15 protein-coding genes are annotated in these 20,962 nt (G+C 47.8%); 9 read left to right on the top strand and 6 right to left on the bottom strand.

Annotation, left to right across the window (positions count from 1 at the left end):
• Positions 1 to 5 precede the first annotated feature (5 nt).
• Both oppC and ACFBZI_RS03410 read left to right on the top strand, forming a co-directional pair.
• Positions 6 to 896: an oligopeptide ABC transporter permease OppC gene (gene oppC / locus ACFBZI_RS03415; RefSeq protein ID WP_375715034.1), complete on the top strand. Its 891-nt coding sequence runs from the start codon at positions 6 to 8 to the stop codon at positions 894 to 896.
• An 8-nt stretch (positions 897 to 904) separates the two neighbouring features.
• Positions 905 to 2,503, top strand: coding sequence for an ABC transporter ATP-binding protein (locus tag ACFBZI_RS03410; protein ID WP_375715033.1), 1,599 nt, complete (start codon positions 905 to 907; stop codon positions 2,501 to 2,503).
• A 125-nt stretch (positions 2,504 to 2,628) separates the two neighbouring features.
• Here the strand turns inward: ACFBZI_RS03410 and ACFBZI_RS03405 are convergent, their stop codons facing one another.
• From ACFBZI_RS03405 to ACFBZI_RS03395, 3 genes are all read right to left on the bottom strand, one after another.
• Positions 2,629 to 3,594 carry a porin gene (locus ACFBZI_RS03405; RefSeq protein WP_375715032.1) on the bottom strand — a complete coding sequence of 322 codons (966 nt, stop codon included), beginning with the start codon at positions 3,592 to 3,594 and terminating at the stop codon, positions 2,629 to 2,631.
• Positions 3,595 to 3,855: 261 nt separating this feature from the next.
• Positions 3,856 to 4,206 carry a RidA family protein gene (locus ACFBZI_RS03400; protein ID WP_375715031.1) on the bottom strand — a complete coding sequence of 117 codons (351 nt, stop codon included), beginning with the start codon at positions 4,204 to 4,206 and terminating at the stop codon, positions 3,856 to 3,858.
• Positions 4,207 to 4,302: 96 nt separating this feature from the next.
• Positions 4,303 to 5,553, bottom strand: coding sequence for a D-amino acid dehydrogenase (locus ACFBZI_RS03395; protein ID WP_375715030.1), 1,251 nt, complete (start codon positions 5,551 to 5,553; stop codon positions 4,303 to 4,305).
• A 369-nt stretch (positions 5,554 to 5,922) separates the two neighbouring features.
• Here ACFBZI_RS03395 and thiC point away from each other — a divergent pair, with 369 nt between their 5' ends.
• From thiC to sstT, 3 genes are all read left to right on the top strand, one after another.
• Positions 5,923 to 7,833 (top strand): phosphomethylpyrimidine synthase ThiC, encoded by a 1,911-nt coding sequence (gene thiC, locus ACFBZI_RS03390; RefSeq protein ID WP_375715029.1) that lies wholly within the window; start codon positions 5,923 to 5,925, stop codon positions 7,831 to 7,833.
• Between the two features lie 48 nt (positions 7,834 to 7,881).
• The gene (locus tag ACFBZI_RS03385) at positions 7,882 to 9,720 is read left to right on the top strand and encodes an ABC transporter ATP-binding protein (protein ID WP_375715028.1); all 1,839 of its coding nucleotides are present in this window, start codon (positions 7,882 to 7,884) and stop codon (positions 9,718 to 9,720) included.
• Between the two features lie 527 nt (positions 9,721 to 10,247).
• A complete protein-coding gene (gene sstT / locus ACFBZI_RS03380; RefSeq protein ID WP_375715027.1) occupies positions 10,248 to 11,459 on the top strand; it encodes a serine/threonine transporter SstT in 1,212 nt (403 codons plus the stop codon).
• Positions 11,460 to 11,562: 103 nt separating this feature from the next.
• Here the strand turns inward: sstT and ACFBZI_RS03375 are convergent, their stop codons facing one another.
• Both ACFBZI_RS03375 and ompR read right to left on the bottom strand, forming a co-directional pair.
• Positions 11,563 to 12,579 (bottom strand): CobW family GTP-binding protein, encoded by a 1,017-nt coding sequence (locus ACFBZI_RS03375; protein WP_375715026.1) that lies wholly within the window; start codon positions 12,577 to 12,579, stop codon positions 11,563 to 11,565.
• A 69-nt stretch (positions 12,580 to 12,648) separates the two neighbouring features.
• Positions 12,649 to 13,383 (bottom strand): osmolarity response regulator transcription factor OmpR, encoded by a 735-nt coding sequence (ompR, locus tag ACFBZI_RS03370; protein ID WP_375715025.1) that lies wholly within the window; start codon positions 13,381 to 13,383, stop codon positions 12,649 to 12,651.
• 254 nt (positions 13,384 to 13,637) lie between these two features.
• On the opposite strand from ompR, the gene ACFBZI_RS03365 reads away from it, so the two are divergent.
• Positions 13,638 to 16,019, top strand: a complete 2,382-nt coding sequence (locus ACFBZI_RS03365; RefSeq protein WP_375715024.1) for a helix-hairpin-helix domain-containing protein — start codon at positions 13,638 to 13,640, stop codon at positions 16,017 to 16,019.
• A gap of 221 nt (positions 16,020 to 16,240) precedes the next feature.
• On the opposite strand, the gene gltA is transcribed toward ACFBZI_RS03365, so the two are convergent.
• Complete coding sequence (gltA, locus tag ACFBZI_RS03360; RefSeq protein WP_375715023.1) at positions 16,241 to 17,530, bottom strand: citrate synthase; 1,290 nt, start codon at positions 17,528 to 17,530, stop codon at positions 16,241 to 16,243.
• Positions 17,531 to 18,284: 754 nt separating this feature from the next.
• Between gltA and sdhC the strand changes: the two genes are divergently transcribed.
• From sdhC to sdhA, 3 genes are all read left to right on the top strand, one after another.
• Complete coding sequence (sdhC, locus tag ACFBZI_RS03355; RefSeq protein WP_375715022.1) at positions 18,285 to 18,674, top strand: succinate dehydrogenase, cytochrome b556 subunit; 390 nt, start codon at positions 18,285 to 18,287, stop codon at positions 18,672 to 18,674.
• Between the two features lie 17 nt (positions 18,675 to 18,691).
• A complete protein-coding gene (gene sdhD, locus ACFBZI_RS03350) occupies positions 18,692 to 19,027 on the top strand; it encodes a succinate dehydrogenase, hydrophobic membrane anchor protein (RefSeq protein WP_375716305.1) in 336 nt (111 codons plus the stop codon).
• A 71-nt stretch (positions 19,028 to 19,098) separates the two neighbouring features.
• Positions 19,099 to 20,949, top strand: a complete 1,851-nt coding sequence (gene sdhA / locus ACFBZI_RS03345) for a succinate dehydrogenase flavoprotein subunit (RefSeq protein WP_375715021.1) — start codon at positions 19,099 to 19,101, stop codon at positions 20,947 to 20,949.
• The last annotated feature ends 13 nt before the right edge of the window (positions 20,950 to 20,962 follow it).

The raw sequence follows: 20,962 nt of genomic DNA, 5'->3' as shown, positions 1-20,962 counted from the left end.
TGGATATGTCTGTTACAGCAACTACAACTGACACTATTACCACCCCTGAAGGTCGCAGCCTTTGGCAGGACGCCTTTCAACGCTTTAAACGCAATAAAGCGGCCATCGCCAGTTTGATTATTTTGGCGATTATCACCGTTTTTGTTATCGTAACGCCAAGCCTTGTGCCATTTGGCTATGCCGACACTGACTGGGCTCACATGGGTGCAGCACCATCGATTGAGAGCAAGCACTATTTTGGTACGGATTCCTTGGGTCGAGATTTGCTCGTGCGAGTTGCCATCGGTGGGCGTATTTCGCTCATGGTGGGCGTGGCTGGGGCATTTGTCGCCGTGCTGATTGGTACGATTTATGGGGCAATCTCAGGCTATGCTGGCGGCAAAGTAGATATCGTCATGATGCGTCTGATCGAAGTCTTAAGCGCCTTTCCTTTTATGTTTTTTGTGATTTTATTGGTAACGCTGTTTGGGCGTAACATTTTTCTGATTTTTGTTGCCATCGGTTTGGTTTCGTGGCTAGATGTCGCTCGCATGGTGCGTGGTCAGACTTTGAGCCTAAAAAACAAAGAGTTCATCGAAGCGGCTCGTGTTACTGGTGTGTCCAATCGCAGCATCATCACTCGCCATATCATTCCCAATGTCTTGGGTGTGGTGGTGGTCTATGCGTCGCTGATTGTGCCGGGCATGATTTTGTTTGAATCATTCCTAAGCTTTTTGGGCTTGGGTGTCCAAGAGCCAATGACCAGCTGGGGTGCATTGCTCCAAGAAGGTGCGCAGTCGATGCAAGTCGCCCCTTGGCAGATTTTGGTGCCATCGGTATTTTTGGTAACGACATTGTTTTGCTTTAACTTTTTAGGCGATGGACTCAGGGACGCACTAGACCCTAAAGATAAATAGGATTCACCATGAAATTATTAGAAGTCAAAAACTTAGATGTTTACCTAAAAACCGATGGGGAAGTGGTACACGCTGTCAAAGATTCGTCATTCAGTGTTGAAAAAGGCCGCACACTTGCCATCGTCGGTGAGTCAGGTTCGGGCAAATCGGTAACATCGATGGCGGTGATGAAGCTTTTGCCATCAAAAATCGTCAGCCACAGCCAAAACTCATCGGTGTTGTTTGATGGCAAAGAGTTGCTCGGCATGTCTGATCGTCAGATGCAAGAGATTCGTGGCAACCGAGTGGCGATGATTTTCCAAGAGCCGATGACATCGCTAAATCCCTATATGAAAATCGGCGATCAAGTCGCTGAAGCGGTCAGTTTTCATGACAAGTTGGTCAGCAAGGCACAAGCCAGACAGATGGCATTGCAAATGCTACAAAAGGTAAAAATCCCTGAAGCTGACAAAAAAATGAACTGCTATCCGCATGAGTTTTCAGGCGGTCAGTTGCAGCGGATTATGATTGCCATGGCGATTGTCAATCAGCCTGATTTGCTCATCGCTGACGAGCCGACCACTGCCCTAGATGTTACCACGCAGGCAGAGATTTTGGATCTCATGAAAGAGCTGCAGCAGGATATGGGCATGGCGATTATCCTGATTTCGCATGACTTGCGTCTGGTGCGTCGTTACAGCGATGATGTGTGCGTGATGCAATACGGCGTGATTATTGAGCGTGGCACGACCCAAGAAGTCTTTGACAATCCGCAGCACCCTTATACCAAAGAGCTGCTGACGCCAATTCCGACCGAGTTTAAGCCTGCCTTGCCTGATGACGCACCACGCATCATCACCGCTGATAATGTGGTGGTCAATTATGTGGTCAAGCGTAATTTTCTTGGTAAGCCCAGCAAGTTTTTTAATGCTGTCAAAGGCATTAGCTTAGATCTCAAAGTCGGTGAGACGCTGGGCATTGTCGGTGAGTCAGGTTCGGGCAAATCCACGCTTGGACGAGCGATTATGCAAATCATCGAGTCTGAAGGCAAAATCTGCTTTGATGGCAAAGAGATTAAAAATTTATCAAAGGCAGAACGCCAGCGTCTAAAAAAAGACATGCAGATGGTGTTCCAAGATCCCTTCAATTCGCTATCGCCCCGTCTGACAGTAGGCGAGATTATCGAAGAAGGTTTGATTGTGCATTTTCCGCACATGACTAAGCAAGAGCGTCGCCAAAAAGTCGCCAAAACGCTGACCGAAGTCAATCTGTCGCCTGCGATGATTAACCGCTATCCGCACGAGTTTTCAGGTGGTCAGCGTCAGCGTATCGCCATCGCACGAGCGATTATCCTAGAGCCGAAATTTGTCATGCTGGACGAGCCGACATCTGCCCTAGACCGCTCTACCCAAATCATGGTGGTTGAGCTACTAAACGACTTGCAGCGTAAATACGGTCTAAGCTATATCTTTATCAGTCATGATCTGTCGGTGGTCAAGGCTTTGTCCGACCGTGTGATCGTGATGAGTCGTGGCGAAGTGGTGGAAATGGGTACTGCCGAGCAGATTTTCCATCAGCCACAGCAGGACTACACTCGCATGCTGGTGCAAGCGTCCAATCTGTCATGATTTATCGCAATCTGCCAAAACACCCCAAAGATCAGCGTCTTTGGGGTGTTTTGATTGGGTATAAATGTCAAAAAAAAGCCTGCCACCAATATGATGGCAAGCTTTGTATATAATCCAAAAACAGCTTAGAAGCGATAAGATGCACCCAAATACAGGCCAGTTTCTCGGACGACCTTGGCAGGATAGCTGCTGTGATAGTACTCTAGGTCTGCACTGACATTGACGCTTTTACTTAAGTTTTTATTAGCACCCACACCGATGCCGTACTGCGTGCCACCAGATTCGCCATAGCCGACATGATTGTCGGTGTATGATACCCAGATATTTTTGCCAACTTCGTGATCGTTGGTATGCTCAATGGTGGCAGTGATGCCTTTTTCGGTAGGGAAATCCACATGGTTGTTGTGCTGATACAGCGTACTTAGGCGAACCTTTGGCGTGGCTTGGTAGTAGCCAGACAGTCGCAAAGCGTCATCGAGCTTATAGCCGTGCAGCGATTTGGTGGCGGTGGCACGGATATAGGCAACACCGATGCCGTATTTGCTTTTTTCTTGCTTAAGCATGACGGCAAAACCATCGCTGCCGACACTGTCCTTGTCGCTGTTTTCGTCCATAAAATACTGCACCCACAGCTGTGTGTCTTTGATGGTGGGCGATTCGTAGCGAAAGCTGTTATTGGTGCGATAGCCGTCCGCATCTGTACTTTGTAGAGAGTATTCTAAGTATGGCTCTGGGCTTAGTAGGCGACCTGCTTTGATTGTGCCGTATTTTTTGTGCTTAACAGCCAGCCAAGTATCACGCTGTTCTAGGCTGCGTTTCTCATTATCAAAAGGAATGCGATATTCTAGGCGGTACTGCACTTCATAGGTGTCGTTTAATTTTTCGCTGCCGCGTATGCCAGCACGAGAAGCATCATCATAAAAGCCAGGGCGGTCAAAGCCAGTGGTTGTTACACCAGTTGCTTTGTCGGTTGTGCTGGTATGCGTGCCAAAGGCTTTGGCATAAAATGTGCCATAAATTTTTGCTTCGGCAAAGGCATTGACGCTGATAACAGATAGTAGCACACATAGGCTGACTTGTGATAACTTCATAGACATCTCTCCTTGGTCTATCCTTGTCAAAAAGCACCATCACTACTTGATGGGAAAAATTGGGTTATATAATAACCAATAGTATGTCAAAAATACAAGTGTTATTATTAAAAATTATGATAAAAATAATAACAACTTTAATCTAATTGCTATCTGGTATTTGCATTTTTACTAACTGACCAATCTACCAATCCATAAAAACCCAAAATCCGCACAAATCGTACGGATTTTGGGCATGGCGATAAAATGCTTGCCAGTAAGTTATTTGGCGGCGATGACCATAATCTCAACCAGCCAGTTGGGATTGACCAAATTTGCCTGAATGGTGGCACGCACAGGCGGTGTTGTGCCAGCCACCCAGTTTTTCCATTCTTGGTTAAAGCCTTCAAAGTCCGCCAAATCCTTGATAAACACCTGAGCCGACAGCAGGCGGTGCTTGTCCGTGCCAGCTTGTGCCAGTGCTTTGTCAATGTTGGCAAATACTTGGCGTGATTGACCCACGATGTCTAGGCTATCATCATCAGGCACTTGTCCTGCCAGATACACCACGCCGTTATGCACGGCAACTTCGCTCAACACTTCGCCACTGTCAAATTTTTCGATTGTTGTCATAAGTTTTCCTAACATTAAAACTAAAAACTAAATTTAAATTAAAAGTAAAATTAAATCATCAAATCATGCCAAATTGCTTTGGCGATAAAACCAAAATCAGCGATAACGCTCAATCGACAGACCTTCTAGGCTGATGGCGGGTGTTTTGCCAGTGATGATATCGCCAATCAGACTGCCTGAGCCGCAGGACATTGTCCAGCCTAGCGTGCCGTGTCCAGTGTTTAGATATAGGTTGTTTAGATGCGTTTTGCCGATGATGGGCGTGCCGTCTGGGGTCATCGGACGCAGGCCAGTCCAAAAGGTGGCGTTTGGCAAATCACCGCCAGCAAACAGGCTAGAGACCACCATCTCGAGTGTCTCACGGCGGCTTTGTTTGAGCGACAAATCAAATCCACTCAGCTCCGCCATGCCACCGACACGAATCCGCTCATCAAAGCGAGTGATGGCGACTTTGTAGGTTTCGTCCAAGACAGTCGAGCGTGGGGCGAGTGTTTCATCGACAATCGGCACGGTCAAAGAATAGCCTTTGACAGGATATACGGGCAATTTTAGCCCTAAGGATAACGCCATCGCACGAGAATAGCTGCCCAAAGCCAGCACATAGTTATCGGCAGTGAGCGACTCGCCATTTGCGATGACGCCTGTGATTTGGCTGCCGTCGGTGGTGATACGCTCAACGGTGGTGTTAAATAAGAATTTCACGCCCATATCTTGGCAAATCTTGGCCAAGGCTTTGGTGAATAAATTACAATCGCCTGTTTCATCATGTGGCAATCTTAGACCGCCAACCAGTTCGGCAGCAGCGTGTGCCAGAGCAGGTTCGGCTTGGCTTAGGCTGTTTTTGTCAAGCAGTTCGTACGCCACGCCACATTCTTTTAGCACTTCGATGTCTTTGCCGACTTGCTCAAGCTGGGCTTGACTACGAAACAGCTGCAAAGTGCCAAGCGTGCGATGCTCATAGTTGATGTCGGTATCAGCACGCAGCTGACGCAAGCAATCACGGCTGTATTCGGCAACTCGCATCATGCGTTCTTTGTTGATGGCGTAACGCTCATCGGTGCAGTTTTTGAGCATCTGAGCCATCCACGCCATCTGAAAAGCACTGCCATCAGGACGAATGGCAAGTGGTGCGTGCTTTTGAAACAGCCATTTGATGGCTTTGGTAGGGATTTGTGGGGCTGCCCACGGTGTCGAGTAGCCGGGTGAAATTTGCCCAGCATTACCAAAGCTGGTCTCTTCGGCGACAGCGTGCTGGCGTTCGATGACGGTAACTTCCACCCCTTGTTTGGCAAGAAAATACGCAGTGGTCGTGCCGATGACGCCACCGCCTAGGACTAAAACTTTCATGTTAATTCCTAATAAAATCACATTGGGTTGCGATATGTCTGGTGGCTATATGATAACAGGCAGCCATAACGACTGACAAGCGATAAACACAATCTGCCCAAAAAATATTCACTTTGCCCAAAATCGTGTTATACTGCACCTAACTTGACGGAGTACAGCCAAGCAGCTGTTGAGATTGCCTTATCTTAGATTTTAGATTTTTAATGTGAAATTTAACTTTAAGATTGCAGGCAGATACCGTTGAACCTGAAGGTTAAGACCTGCGTAGGAATCAAGTTAATTAAAGTTAAAATTCTCAATTTTTGGCAATACCATTGATTAATTTTCTTTAATGGCTTGATTTGTTAAAGCTAAGTTAAGGAAAATATCATGAGCCAATTAACAAATCCAACCCATTCACCCAACACCAACCCCAATTCTAATCCCAATACAAATCAAAGCCCTGTCATCGCCCAGTATGAACAAGATGCCAAGGATTTGACACGCATTTTGCCAGCGTCCAAAAAAATCTATGTGCAAGGCTCACGAGCCGATATCCGAGTGCCGTTTCGGCAAATCACACTCAGCGACACGCCGACAGGTCTTGCCAATGGCGGTGAGCCAAACGAGCCGATTTTGGTCTATGACACATCTGGCGTCTATACCGATCCTGATGTGGCGATTGATCTGAATCAAGGGCTGCCACATATCCGCCAAAACTGGATTGTTGAGCGTGATGATACCGAGCAGCTGGACGCCCCCAGTTCAGATTTTGGGCGAAGACGACAAAGCGACATTCGCACAGCCGACATTCGCTTTGCCCACATCGCCAAGCCCAGACGAGCCAAAGCAGGCAAAAACATCACCCAAATGCACTACGCCAAAGCAGGCATCATCACCCCTGAGATGGAATACATCGCCATTCGTGAAAACCAAAAACAGCGCGCTGGTGTGGACATGCGTCAGCACGCTGGCGAGAATTTTGGGGCAAAAAATCTGCAAGTCATCACCCCAGAGTTTGTGCGGCAAGAAGTGGCGGCTGGACGGGCGATTATCCCTGCCAATATCAATCACCCTGAATGCGAGCCGATGATTATTGGCCGAAATTTTTTGGTAAAAATTAATGCCAACATCGGCAATTCGGCATTAGGCTCAAGCATCGATGAAGAAGTGGCAAAGATGACTTGGGCGACACGCTGGGGTGCGGATACCATCATGGATTTATCCACTGGCAAAAATATCCACGAAACTCGTGAATGGATTATCCGCAATTCCCCCGTTCCTATCGGCACTGTGCCAATTTATCAAGCACTTGAAAAAGTGGACGGCATCGCCAAGGATTTAAATTGGGAGATTTTTAAAGACACTTTGATTGAGCAGGCCGAGCAGGGCGTGGATTATTTTACCATTCACGCAGGCGTGCTGCTTCGCTATGTGCCATTGACCGCAAACCGCTTGACAGGCATCGTCTCTCGTGGCGGCTCAATCATGGCAGGCTGGTGCTTGGCACATCATCAAGAGAATTTTTTGTACACGCATTTTGATGAGATTTGCGAAATCGCCAAGGCGTATGATGTGTCTTTAAGCCTAGGCGATGGCTTGCGTCCAGGCTGTATCCAAGATGCCAACGATGAAGCGCAGTTTAGCGAGCTTGCGACTTTGGGTGAGCTGACCGCCAAGGCATGGCAGCACGATGTGCAAGTGATGATCGAAGGCCCCGGTCATGTGCCGATGCAGATGATTAAGCAAAATATGGATTTGCAGCTAAAGCTGTGTCATGAAGCACCGTTTTATACGCTGGGGCCTTTGACGACAGACATTGCTCCAGGTTATGACCACATCACTTCTGCCATTGGGGCGGCGATGATTGGCTGGTATGGCACGGCGATGCTTTGTTATGTTACTCCAAAAGAGCATTTGGGCTTGCCCAATAAAAAAGATGTCAAAGACGGCATCATCACTTATAAAATCGCCGCCCACGCCGCCGACCTTGCCAAAGGACACCCAGCGGCGGCAGTGCGTGATAATGCTCTATCCAAGGCACGCTTTGAGTTTCGTTGGGAAGATCAGTTCAATCTGGCACTTGACCCTGACACCGCACGCAGTATGCATGATGAAACCATGCCAAAACAAGCCCACAAATCGGCACATTTTTGTTCTATGTGCGGCCCCAAGTTCTGCTCGATGAAAATCACCCAAAATGTGCGTGAATACGCCGAAGGCTTGAATATCGAACAAGGTTTGCAGCAGATGAAAGAAAAATTTCACGAACAAGGCGGTCAGTTGTATCGGCAAATTTGACAAAAATTCTGTTATAATGGGAAATTTGATTCATAAATTGGTTATCCCATGTCGCTGTTTTCGTATTTTGAGAGACGCTTAGAGTCCTTTCCTGATGTCCGCTTGCCCAAGCATTCAGGCTCGTTGCTGTCGTTCATTTATGCTTGCACTTTTGGTTTTCGTGGCTGGCTGTTGCTGTTTACTGTATTGACGGCAATTTCTGGCATTTATTGGGCGTATGTCTATGCTTGGGTTGGGCAAATTGTTGATTGGCTCACCACTTATACGCCCACAGAGCTTTGGCAACAAAAACAATCCGATTTGTTGATGATGCTTGCCATCAGTGCTTGCATTCCTGTGGTGCTGCTGTTTGAGACGATGGTGCATCATCAGGTGCTACAAGGCGTGGTGCCGATGCGTCTGCGGTGGATTTTTCATCGGCATATGCTGGGTCAGTCGATGCAGTTTTATCAAGATGAATTTTCTGGGCGTGTCTCAGCCAAGGTCATGCAGACGGCACTGTCGGTGCGAGATGTGGTGATGACCGTCATTGGCGTGTTTGTGTTTATCGTAACATTTTTGGTGGGTGCTGGTACGATATTGACAGGCATTCACCCACTGCTGGCGATACCTTTTGTGTTTTGGGTTTTGGCGGTGGTGGGGCTGTTGATATTTGTCTTGCCAAAATTACAAAAAACCAGCCGTCAGCAGGCGGACGCTCGTGCTTTGATGACAGGGCGTATCACCGATGCCTATGCCAATATCAGCACAGTCAAGCTGTTTAGCCATTCACGCCGTGAGTCTGGCTATGCCAAAGAAGCGATGCGGCATTTTTTGGGAACGGTACATCAGCAGATGCGATTGGTGTCACTGCTTGAGATTTTGGTGTCGGTGATTGCGGTGGTAACGGTAACAGGCTCGATTGCGATGGGCGTGTATCTGTGGCTGATAGGCTATGTCAGTGCAGGTGCGGTGGCGGTAGCAGCGGCACTTGCCATTCGCTTACAAGGGATAACACATTGGGTGCTGTGGGAGACGGCAGGTTTGTTTGAGCATCTGGGTACTGTCCAAGACGGCATGTTGACCTTGACCACGCCACACAAAGTGACTGACAAACCTGATGCCAAGGCGTTTCATGTGGAACAGGGCAACATCGTTTTTTCGCAAGTGGCGTTCAATTATGGCAAAACCAATCACGCACCGCTGCTCGATTCGTTTAGCCTGACGATTCAAGCAGGCGAAAAAGTCGGCTTGGTGGGGCGTTCTGGAGCAGGCAAATCCACTTTGGTCAATCTGCTGCTTCGGTTTTATGATGTCGATGGCGGCAGCATTTGTATTGATGGGCAAGACATCAGCCAAGTGACCCAAGAATCCTTACGCCAAAACATCGGCATGGTAACCCAAGACACTTCGCTATTGCATCGCACCGTCCGCCAAAACATCGCCTACGGACGACCTGATGCCACTGATGAGCAAATCATCGCTGCGGCCAAGGCGGCACACGCTTGGGATTTTATCCAAACGCTGCAAGACAAAAACGGCAACACAGGACTGGACACCCAAGTGGGTGAGCGTGGCGTCAAGCTGTCTGGCGGTCAGCGTCAGCGTATCGCTATTGCTCGTGTGATGCTAAAAAACGCACCGATTTTATTGCTTGATGAAGCGACCAGTGCTTTGGACAGTGAAGTTGAGCATGCCATTACCCAAAGTCTGGACGATATGATGGTCGGCAAAACGGTCATCGCCATCGCCCATCGCCTATCAACCATCGCTTCGATGGACAGACTGGTGGTGATGGACCAAGGGCGTATCGTTGAGATGGGCAGCCATGATGAATTGATTGCCAAAAATGGCGTGTACGCATCGCTGTGGGCAAGACAAAGCGGCGGCTTTTTGGCGAGTGAATGAGCTTGGCGGTCGTGCTGATTTTGTCATTTCGCCGATTTTATTAAGATTTGCCAAACCATTTGCACAATTTGCCCATCTGTCCTAAATTTACCAAATTTGCCCAAGATCGTGCCGATGGTTTTGGGCAAATTGCCAACACTTTGAACTGTATTTACAGATAACACCCAAAAACAACACGCAAAACACTATTTTTAAGCCATTTGTCCAAGTTTATCAAATCAATTACAATTGATAAAACCGCCAATTTTTAAATTGCATTATCAATATCAAGCCGCTAAGCCAATTTGCCCCATTGGTAAACCGTGCCTTTGGATTTTATAGGCTGTCTTTATGGCTTTATTGGTATTTTTGGTATCTACACCATAAATTGCACGATAATTGCATGATAAATGATAGTTTATTGAAGTTATTTTTGATATACTCATTGCCAAATTCTGACTATACCAATCATCTGGTAAAAATTTTTATTAACAAAACTCAATCAATGGCTTGATTGGCGATTTTGTTCGTTTATTTTAGGAAAAATTATGCGTTCGATTGTGAATGGTTATTTGCGTCTGGGGCTGGTGCCGATGATTGTGGCGGCATTGATTGTTGGGACGATTATTGGCATGGCAGCACCAGCGGTGGGGCTAAGTTTGGGCATTTTGGGTTCGATTTTTGTTGGTGCATTAAAGGCGGTCGCCCCTGTACTGGTATTTATACTGGTGTTGGCGGCGGTGTCTGGTCAGCGAATCGGTGCTGATACGCACATTAAGCCCATTTTGTTTTTGTACTTGATTGGCACATTTTCGGCGGCGTTGGTGGCGGTCGGTGCCAGCTTTATGTTCCCAACCGAGCTGGTTTTGACAAATATTGACAGTGTTCAACAAGCCGCTCCACAAAGCCTAAAAGAAGTTTTGACCAATTTGTTGATGAATCTGGTCGCAAACCCTGTGGCATCGCTTGCCAATGCCAACTACATGGGCATTTTGACTTGGGCGATTTTGATCGGCTTGGCGTTGCGTCATGTGGAGCAGAGTACTCGCCAAGTGGTTTCTGATTTGGGCGTGGCAGTAACCAGTGTCGTTAAGTGGATTATTGCTTTGGCACCGTTTGGTATTTTGGGCTTGGTGGCATCGACCGTTGCCGAGACGGGTATTGATGCTTTGATGGGCTATGCACGCTTGCTTGCGGTGCTGCTTGGCTCGATGTTGTTTATTGCTTTGGTGGTCAATCCCATCATCGTGGCAGCCATCACTCGCAAAAACCCTTATCCCTTGGTGCTGACTTGTCTGCGTGAGTCTGGCGTGACGGCGTTTTTTACACGCTCATCGGCGGCAAATATCCCAGTGAATATGAACCTTGCACGCAAATTGGGCTTAAGCGAAGATACCTACTCGGTCAGTATTCCGCTGGGAGCAACCATCAACATGGCAGGAGCAGCGATTACAATCAATGTGCTGACCTTGGCGGCGGCACACACTTTGGGCATCGAAGTGAGCTTTGGGGCGGCATTGTTGCTGGCGGTCGTGGGCAGTTTGTCAGCGTGCGGTGCGTCTGGCGTGGCAGGCGGTTCGCTGCTTTTGATTCCGTTGGCGTGCAGCTTGTTTAATATCCCAAATGATGTCGCCATGCAAGTGGTTGCCATCGGCTTTATCATCGGTGTGGTGCAGGACTCGGCAGAGACAGCGTTGAACTCATCGACCGATGTGCTGTTTACCGCAGCGGCAGATCCCAAATTTGCCCATCGTGGCTAATTGATTGATTTATCAAAATATCTTGATCAAAAATACCTTGGCGATGGCTCAAGGTATTTTTTTATTTGCTGAAAATTTTGATAAATTTATATTTAATAAAAATTTAACTATCTGCACAAATCAGCGTCATTAATTGGTTATCCCAATCTTGCCATGTGTCATCGCTTAGACTGTCTTTGCTGTCAAATATCAGCTCAATCTTGGTGTCGCTGTGCGGCGTGCTGTCGCTGATACTGATGCTGTCGGCGGTGATGTTGAGTGCTAGCCAGCCTTCATTGGTGTGGACAATGCCTTTGATACGCAGATAGTTGGGGCGAGCCAGCAGCCATTTTTGTAATTCATAGCTGTCAAATTGCCAATCATCAGGCAGCCGCCAGCCACCGACTTGATAACCCGCCATGGACTCGTGGTAGCGATAGGGCAAAGTACCATCGGTGTCATCGCTTGGCTTGCTCATCTGCTGACTGGCAGGGCGGATAAGGGTTAAAGGTACTTGGCGTTTGGCAGTTTTGGTGTGATGTGGCATATCCAGTAGCTTTGTTGCCGCTGCCGCATCGATGGTATCGGTAAAAATCTGGGCGGTGGGGCTGATGTCATTGAGCCACGCCATCAGCTCATCAGGACGCTCTAGGCAATCCAAGCGGTTCACTACCACGGCATCGGCATGGCGAACATGGGCAATGTAGCCATCGTGCTGGCGGTATTTGTCTTGTTGCCACTGGGCAGCGGATAGAACGCAAATCACTGCCGTCAGCTTTAGGCTGGTTTGCCAATGTGGTTGGCTTAATTGTTCAAGCAGCTCATCAGGGTGTGCCAGCCCTGTCGGCTCAATCATCAGCCGATGGGGGCGATGCTCCGCCAAAAGCCGCACCAAGGCGATTTGTAATGGCAGCTGACTGGTGCAGCAGATGCAGCCACCGCTGACTTCTTTGATGGCAAGGGTGCTGTCCTTGGTGATCAAATCGCCATCAACGCCAATTTTGCCAAATTCATTGATCAATAACGCCCAAGGCTGTGCGTCTTTGTGGGCGAGTAGTTGGTTGATAAGTGTGGTTTTGCCAGCACCGAGAAAGCCAGTAATGATGGTAGTCGGTGTCTGCGTGATGGGGTTAAGCTGCATGGGATATAAGACAATGGGGCAAATAAATTTACCCCATTATAGCACATTTGTCAGTCGGTGAATTTGGCATTAGCCTTCGGCACCGTCTGGCACGAACACATAGCCCACGCCCCAGACCGTCTGGATATAGCGTGCTTGTGATGGATTGTCTTCGATTAAGCGACGCAAGCGAGAGACTTGCACATCGATAGAGCGTTCCATCGCACCCCATTCACGACCACGAGCCAGATTCATCAGCTTATCACGAGTCAGCGGCTCACGGGGGTGCTGGACTAGGGCTTTTAGTACGCTAAATTCGCCAGTGGTTAGGGTAACGACATTGCCGTCTCGTCTGAGCGTGCGTGTCGATAAATCCAGCGTCCAAGGGCCAAAATCCACCACTTCAACCTGCTGGCTGGGAGCGCCGGGCAGCTCACGGTTGTGGCGGCGTAGCACCGCTTTGATGCGTGCCAAGAGTTCTTTTGGGTTAAATGGCTTGGGCAGATAATCATCAGCACCGGCTTCTAGCCCTGCGATGCGGTCAGCGTCCGAACCTTTGGCGGTCAGCATGATGATGGGAATGCCCGAATTTTCGGCACGCAGACGCTTACAAATGGCGATGCCATCTTCATCAGGCAGCATCAAATCCAGCACAATCAGCGAAAACATCTCACGAGCAATCAGCTTATCCATCTGCTTGCCGTCATGTGCCACACGCACCACATAGCCATCATCTTCCAAAAAACGCTGCAACAGCGTACGCAGGCGAGCATCGTCATCGACCACCAAAATGCGGTGCGTCATGTTGTCTAAAGTTTCTGTCATACGATTATCCTTATGTTATGCTCATTTGGATTGATTATTATCTGATTAGTGTACAATATTGCACAAAAAAATGTAACTGTTTTTATGTTAATTTTCCTTATCATACCACATTCTGCCAATTTGGCTCAGATTTTCTCTGACTGGCGTGGATAAATTTGGGCACAGCTTGGTGTGTTAGGTTTTGGTATTTTTGGCGAAACTTGCTATAATGGGCAAATCTTTCCCTGCCATTTGGCGTAATCAAAAGAAGTACTATGACATATCCGACCACCGAGATTGATGTTGGCATCGACCAGCATGCCATCTATACCAAACTTGCCAGTACGCACGCCGTCAGAGCATCGCAGATTGAAGCCTTTGCCAAATTGCTTGATGAAGGTGCCAGCGTGCCGTTTATCGCTCGCTATCGCAAAGAGCAGACTGGCGGCTTGGACGATGAAATTTTGCGTAAACTTGAAAAATCACTCATTGCTGAGCGAGAATTGGCAGCTCGCCGCCAAAAGATTTTGGATTTATTGACCGCTCAAAATGCCCTAAGCGATGAGCTTGCCCAGCGTGTCAATGATGCTGCCAGCAAGATTGAGCTTGAAGAGATTTATCAGCCGTATCGCCCACGCCGCCGCTCGGTCGCTGCCAAAGCAAAATTGGCAGGGCTTGGGGCGATTGCCGAGGCAGTTTTGGCAGGGACAAACCCCAGCGAGGCACTGGCAGGTTTTGTCGCTCCCCAGACACTGACCGATGAGTCAGGCGAAGTGTTTGAGGCGGATTTTGCCAGTTTTGATAAGCAATTGGCAGGCGTGCAGGCGATTGTTTTGGACGAGTGGGCGACGGCGTTGGATTTGCTTGATAAGGTGCGTACTGGCTTTAATGCCACCGCCAGCATTCGTTCGGTGCTGATTGGCGAAGAAAAGCGAGAAGTTGGCGAAAAATTCAAGGATTATTTTGAGCATAGCGAGCCTTTTGCTAAGTTGTCCAACCATCGTTTGTTGGCGATGCTGCGTGGCCGTCAGCAAAATGTGCTGGTGCTGCATGTTGATGGCGAAGATGAGCCGTTTATTGATGCCATCATCAGCCATTTTGCTGTTGATAGGCAGGCGGCAAATGGTGAGTTTTTGACCGACACCGCCAAAAAACTGTGGTCAGTCAAATGGCGGCCGCAGATTGAGCATCGCCTATTGACCGAGCGTCGCTTGGCAGCAGAGTCTGATGCCATCGCTGTTTTTGCCGAAAACCTTAAGCATCTATTGATGGTTGCCCCTGCTGGGCGTAAGGTGATTTTGGGTGTCGATCCGGGGATTCGCCACGGCGTCAAAATGGCGGTCATTGACAGCACTGGCGAAGTGCTGGCAACTGAGACGGTGTATCCGTTTAATCCACACAATCAGCTTGAGCAGGCTCGTTTGCGTATCGCAGATCTGATCCGTGAGTATCAGGTGCAACTGGTGGCCATCGGCAACGGTACTGCCAGCCGAGAGACCGAAAACTTGGTCAAATCCGTCATTCGTGATGCGTCATTGCCAGCGACGGCGTTGGTGGTGTCCGAAGCAGGGGCGTCGGTGTACTCCGCCAGCGAAATCGCTTCTAACGAGCTGCCTGATCTGGATGTGTCGGTGCGTGGTGCGGTATCCATCGCTCGCCGCTTACAAGATCCTTTGTCCGAGCTGGTCAAGGTTGAGCCAAAAGCCATCGGTGTTGGTCAATATCAACACGATGTCAATCAAACCGAGCTTGAAATCAGTCTGGATAAAGTTACCGAAGACTGCGTCAATGCCGTCGGTGTCGATGTTAATACCGCAAGTGCGGCGATTTTGGCACACATTTCTGGATTGAATAAAAATGTGGCACAACAAATCGTTGAATATCGCCGTGTCAATGGGGCATTTACCAATCGTGAGCAGCTAAAAAATGTCCCACGCTTAGGCGTGAAGACCTTTGAGCAGTCGGCAGGTTTTTTGCGTATTAAGGACGGCGATGAGCCACTGGACGCCACAGGTGTACACCCTGAGAGCTATGGCTTGGTTTATGAGATATTGACCAAGCACAATAAGCCACTGGACGAAGTGCTGGGCAACGAGACGCTGGCAAAGTCGCTCAATGACAGCAGCGACAGCTTTAGTCAGCTTGCTACCGTGCTTGCTGAGCTTGTCAAGCCAGCACACGATCCCCGTGGCGAGTTTCGCACCGCCAAATTCCGTGATGATGTCAATGAAATCAAAGACTTACAAATCGGCATGGTGCTTGAAGGTGTGGTAACTAATGTGACCGCCTTTGGCTGCTTTGTTGATGTTGGTGTGCATCAAGACGGATTGGTGCATATCTCTGAGCTGTCGGACGATTATGTCGAAAATCCTGCCACCGTGGTCAAGCCACAAGACATTGTCACGGTGCGAGTGATTTTGGTTGATGAAGCTCGGGGACGCATCGGCTTTAGTATGAAAAGCGACCGTGCCAAAGCCGATAACCAAAAGTCTGCCAAGGACAAATCGCCAAAAGCCAAAGACGGCAAAGCAGGCGGTAAGTTTGAGCGTAAGGCTGGCGATAAAAAGCCTGCCAAATCCGCCAACAAACCAAAACCTGCAAAAACTATGGGCAGCTTTGGGGCGTTATTACAACAAGCTGGCTTGGGCAAGTCTTAATCTGCTCACCATCAAAACAAAACCTGCCGAATGTCTTTGGCAGGTTTTGTTTTTATTCACCCATGCGATTGACCTGTGAGTTGCTTATTTTGGGTAATAAAACAATCAAAAGCTAAAAGTTCTAAAAGCCACAAGCTAAAAGCACAAGCTAAAAGCACAAGCTAAAAATAAAAAAATTCCCCCAGCGAACTGAAGGAATTTTGTTTGAATTACCAAATAAATTATTTGCGGTCTTCAAGTTTAACAAATGGACGGTGTGTTGCACCAGTGTAGCGCTGGCGTGGACGACCGATTTTGAATGGTTCAGAGTGCATTTCTGTCCAGTGGCTGATCCAGCCTACCGTACGAGCCAAGGCAAAGATTACGGTAAACATTGAAGTTGGGATACCGATGGCTTTTAGGATAATGCCAGAGTAGAAGTCCACATTTGGATACAGCTTACGCTCAACAAAGTATGGGTCTTCTAGGGCGATTTTTTCCAGTTTCATGGCAAGCTCTAGCTTAGGATCATTGATGCCCAATGCACCCAGCACTTCATCGCAAGTCTCTTTCATTACTTTGGCTCGTGGGTCAAAGTTACGATAGACACGATGACCAAAGCCCATCAGTTTGACTTCTTTGCGTTTGACTTTTTCCATGAACTCTTCGACATGTTCAACAGAGCCGATTTCGTCCAGCATTTCTAGTACCGCTTCGTTAGCACCGCCATGTGATGGACCCCATAGGGCGACGATACCAGCAGCGATACACGCATAAGGGTTAGCACCTGTTGAGCCAGCCAGACGCACGGTAGAAGTTGAAGCGTTTTGTTCGTGGTCAGCGTGTAGCGTAAAGATTTTGTCCATCGCTTTGACCAGCACAGGATTGACCTTGTAATTTGGCTCACCCGGTGTGGCAAACATCATGTATAGGAAGTTTTCGGCATAGCTGAAGTCTTTGCGTGGATACATGAACGGTTCGCCGATTGAGTACTTATAGCTCATCGCCGCCAAAGTTGGCATCTTAGCTACCAAATCCACTGCCGTGTCATCACGGTGTGCAGGATCAGAGATGTCCAGATGGTTGTGGTAGAAGGCAGACAACGCACCGACCACACCGACCATAATCGCCATTGGGTGAGCATCACGGCGGAAACCTTCAAAGAATTTACGCAGCTGATCATGCACGGACATATGATCAGAGATGCGAGCGTAGAAAGCTTGTTTTTGTTCAGCATTTGGCAAATCGCCGTACAACAAGGCGTAGCAAACTTCCAGATAGTCGGCGTTTGATGCCAATTCATCGATGGCATAGCCACGGTGTAGTAATTCGCCTTTTTCGCCATCAATGTAGGTGATTTTTGATTCAACTGGGGCAGTTGCCATAAAGCCAGGGTCATAAGTCCACAGACCTGCTTTGGCAATTGCACTCACATCAAGCACAGGGCGACCAAGCGTGCTCTCCAGCACTGGCATTTCATATTCGGTCCCATCGACCGTAAGGGTAACTTTCTTTGACATAATTGACCTCATTTGGGGTTAGATAACGCCTGAATGCTTTGCACAGTACATAAAAAAGAGCCACCTGCTTCCTTGGGGTGCTTGATGATGCACGATGCAATCAGACGAAAATTTCACACAAGCCAGCTAAGCCATCAGCTCATACTTATGTGTCATCCTTGTTGTTTTATAAATTGACATCTGCGGGTAAATCATGCAGAAGTACTCAATGGATCTGAGTATCTTCGATAATACAAAAACTTTGACAAAGTTACAAGCACTTTTCGTGTTTTGGCGAAATTTTCTTAAAGATTTATCCAAAATGTAAAAATTGATTTTAAAAGTCCTTGGACAGCTTGGCAAGTGGTTTTGGGCGACTGACACCATTTGTAACAATTAAATCCACCGTTTTTGTACCATTTTTTTAATAAATCACGGAAATTTTGCACAAAATGTCGGAATTTGTTTGTAATTATTGACCAAGCGTTTTATAATTTAAATTATTTATTGTACGCATTTTTCTAAACGATAATCAGTTGCATCTTAAGGCTTTTGGCGGTGGCAGTTTGGCACCGATGATTTGATACGGTCAAAAAATGCCGCTGGTTCGTGATGGAATTTGTATTTTTTTGTGGTGCTCGCTGAACTTATAAGCAAGTATGATTTTTATAAGTGGTGAGTGTGAATTAAGTTGGTGGGCGAATTTATCCGCCGTTGCCAAATTTAATTTTTACTTACTTGGCCAGCCAGCTACTCCTTGCCATTTTTCGGCGTAAATTAGATAAGGATGCCCGCTGTGAAAAGCAACCGACCGATTAACCTATCGTTAAGCCAAGTGCTTGCGGTGAACGCAAAATCACCAATCGCTATGGCCTCTATTTTGCATCGTGTTTCTGGGATTGTGCTGTTTTTGCTCGTTCCTGTGATGTTATGTATTCTTCAGACCTCTTTGTCTTCAGCTGAAGGTTTTGCTGCTGTTTTTGATAATATTGCCTTGCGTTTTGTGGCTTGGATTTTTGTGGCAGCAACGGCTTATCATTTTGTGATGGGTATCAAGCACTTGCTTGCTGACCTTGGTATGAACGAAGAGTTCAATTCTGGGCGTACCGCTGCGGTGATTAGCTTTATTGTCGCTGCTGTACTGATTGTCGCATCGTTTGTATGGGTGATGTTCTAATGAGAAATAATTCTGGTATTAAAAGTGCGACCGGCTTAACTGGCTCAGGTTCTCGTGATTGGGTCTTGCAGCGTCTGAGTGCTGTGGTATTGGCGGTATATAGTGTTGTTGTGGTAGGTTTTTTCCTATTCAATGATGTCAATTTTGAAGCATGGCAAGGCTTTATGCTAAGCCTACCAATGAAGCTGTTTAGCTTGGTGGCGATTTTGTCTTTGGTATTCCACGCATGGGTGGGTATGTGGACAGTATTGACCGACTATGTCAAATCATCAGGTCTGCGTTTGGTGATTCAAGCATTGGTGATTATCGCTGTTTTGGTGTATTTGTTTTGGGGTGTGATGATTTTTTGGTAATTGACCAAAAATCTGTGGCAGTTTTTGCCACCCAAACCATTAACACTAAAGTGAAATAATTAGGAACTAACATGGCAACAAACCAAGATAATACAATTAATAATATCCCAACGCTAAACTTTGACGCTGTCATCGTTGGCGGCGGTGGCTCAGGCATGCGTGCATCGCTACAACTGGTCAATGGCGGCATGAAAGTGGCTGTCATCACCAAAGTATTCCCAACTCGCTCGCACACCGTGGCAGCACAGGGCGGTATCGGTGCGTCATTGGGCAACATGAGCAACGACAACTGGCATTTCCATTTTTATGACACAGTCAAAGGCTCTGACTGGCTGGGCGACCAAGACGCCATCGAATACATGTGCCGTGAAGCCCCAAAAGTGGTTTATGAGCTTGAGCATATGGGTATGCCATTTGACCGTAACGCTGATGGCACGATTTATCAGCGTCCATTCGGTGGTCATAGCTCAAACTACGGCGAAAAACCTGTACCTCGTGCTTGTGCAGCCGCTGACCGTACTGGCCATGCACTATTGCACACGCTATATCAAAAGAACCTTGAAAAAGGCACACAATTTTTCGTTGAGTGGATCGCTCTTGATCTGATCAAAGATGCCGACGGCAACATCAATGGCGTTATCGCCCTTGAACAAGAAACTGGTAATGTATCAGTATTCCAAGCACACACCACTGTACTGGCAACAGGCGGTGCTGGTCGTATTTTCCGTGCATCAACCAATGCCTACATCAACACAGGCGACGGCTTGGGCATGGCGGTGCGTGCAGGCATTCCACTACAAGACATGGAATTTTGGCAATTCCACCCAACAGGTGTCGCTGGTGCAGGCGTGCTTTTGACCGAAGGCTGCCGTGGTGAAGGTGCGATTTTGCGTAACAAACATGGCGAAGCCTTTATGGAACGCTATGCCCCAACACTAAAAGACTTGGCGCCTCGTGACTTCGTTTCTCGCTCAATGGACCAAGAAATCAAAGAAGGCCGTGGCTGCGGTCCAAATGGCGACTACATCGTCATGGACATGACGCATTTGGGTGCTGAGACCTTGATGAAGCGTTTGCCATCGGTATTTGAAATCAGCAAAAACTTCGGTAATGTGGACATCACCAAAGAGCCAGTACCTGTTGTACCAACCATTCACTACATGATGGGCGGTATCCCAACCAATATCCATGGTCAGGTAACTGTACCAAATCTAGAAGGTCCAGTGGACGAGCAAGGTCTATACACCGAAGGCAAAGTTGTCAAAGGTCTATATGCCATCGGTGAATGTGCTTGCGTTTCGGTGCATGGTGCTAACCGCCTAGGCACAAACTCACTGCTTGACTTGGTGGTATTTGGTCGTGCAGCAGGTCAGCATATCCTTGACCAATTCCACAACACCGACCACACTTATAAGCCGCTAAGCCCCCGTGTGCTTGACTTTACCGTGGCACGCCTAGACAAGCTACAAGCATCTACCGAAGGCTTTAACGCCCAAGAAATCGGTGACGAAATCCGCCAAATCATGCAAGCCCATGCTGGCGTATTCCGCACCCAAGAGCTGATGGATAAAGGTGTTGAGCGTATTTTGGCACTTGAACCAAAAGTCAATCAAATCCACCTTGCGGACAAATCACAAGTATTTAACACCGCACGCATCGAAGCCTTGGAAGTGGCGAACTTGTACGAAGTGGCAAAAGCAACCATGATTTCTGCATCGCTACGCCACGAGTGCCGTGGTGCGCACATGGTGGTTGATTATGAACACCCAGCGGATTATGAACCAGCCCCATTGGGTCGTAACGACCGTGAATGGATGAAACACACCCTATGGTACTCAGAAGGTAACAAGGTGGTGTATAAGCCAGTTCGCAGAAAGCCGCTGACTGTTGATTATTGCGAACCGAGAGTCCGTACTTTCTAATTTCATTAGCCAA

This window comes from Moraxella marmotae (assembly GCF_042219885.1).
Classification (GTDB): domain Bacteria; phylum Pseudomonadota; class Gammaproteobacteria; order Pseudomonadales; family Moraxellaceae; genus Moraxella; species Moraxella marmotae.
The sequence above is the reverse complement of the archived record's forward strand: the minus strand, read 5'-3'. Positions and strand labels throughout refer to the sequence as shown.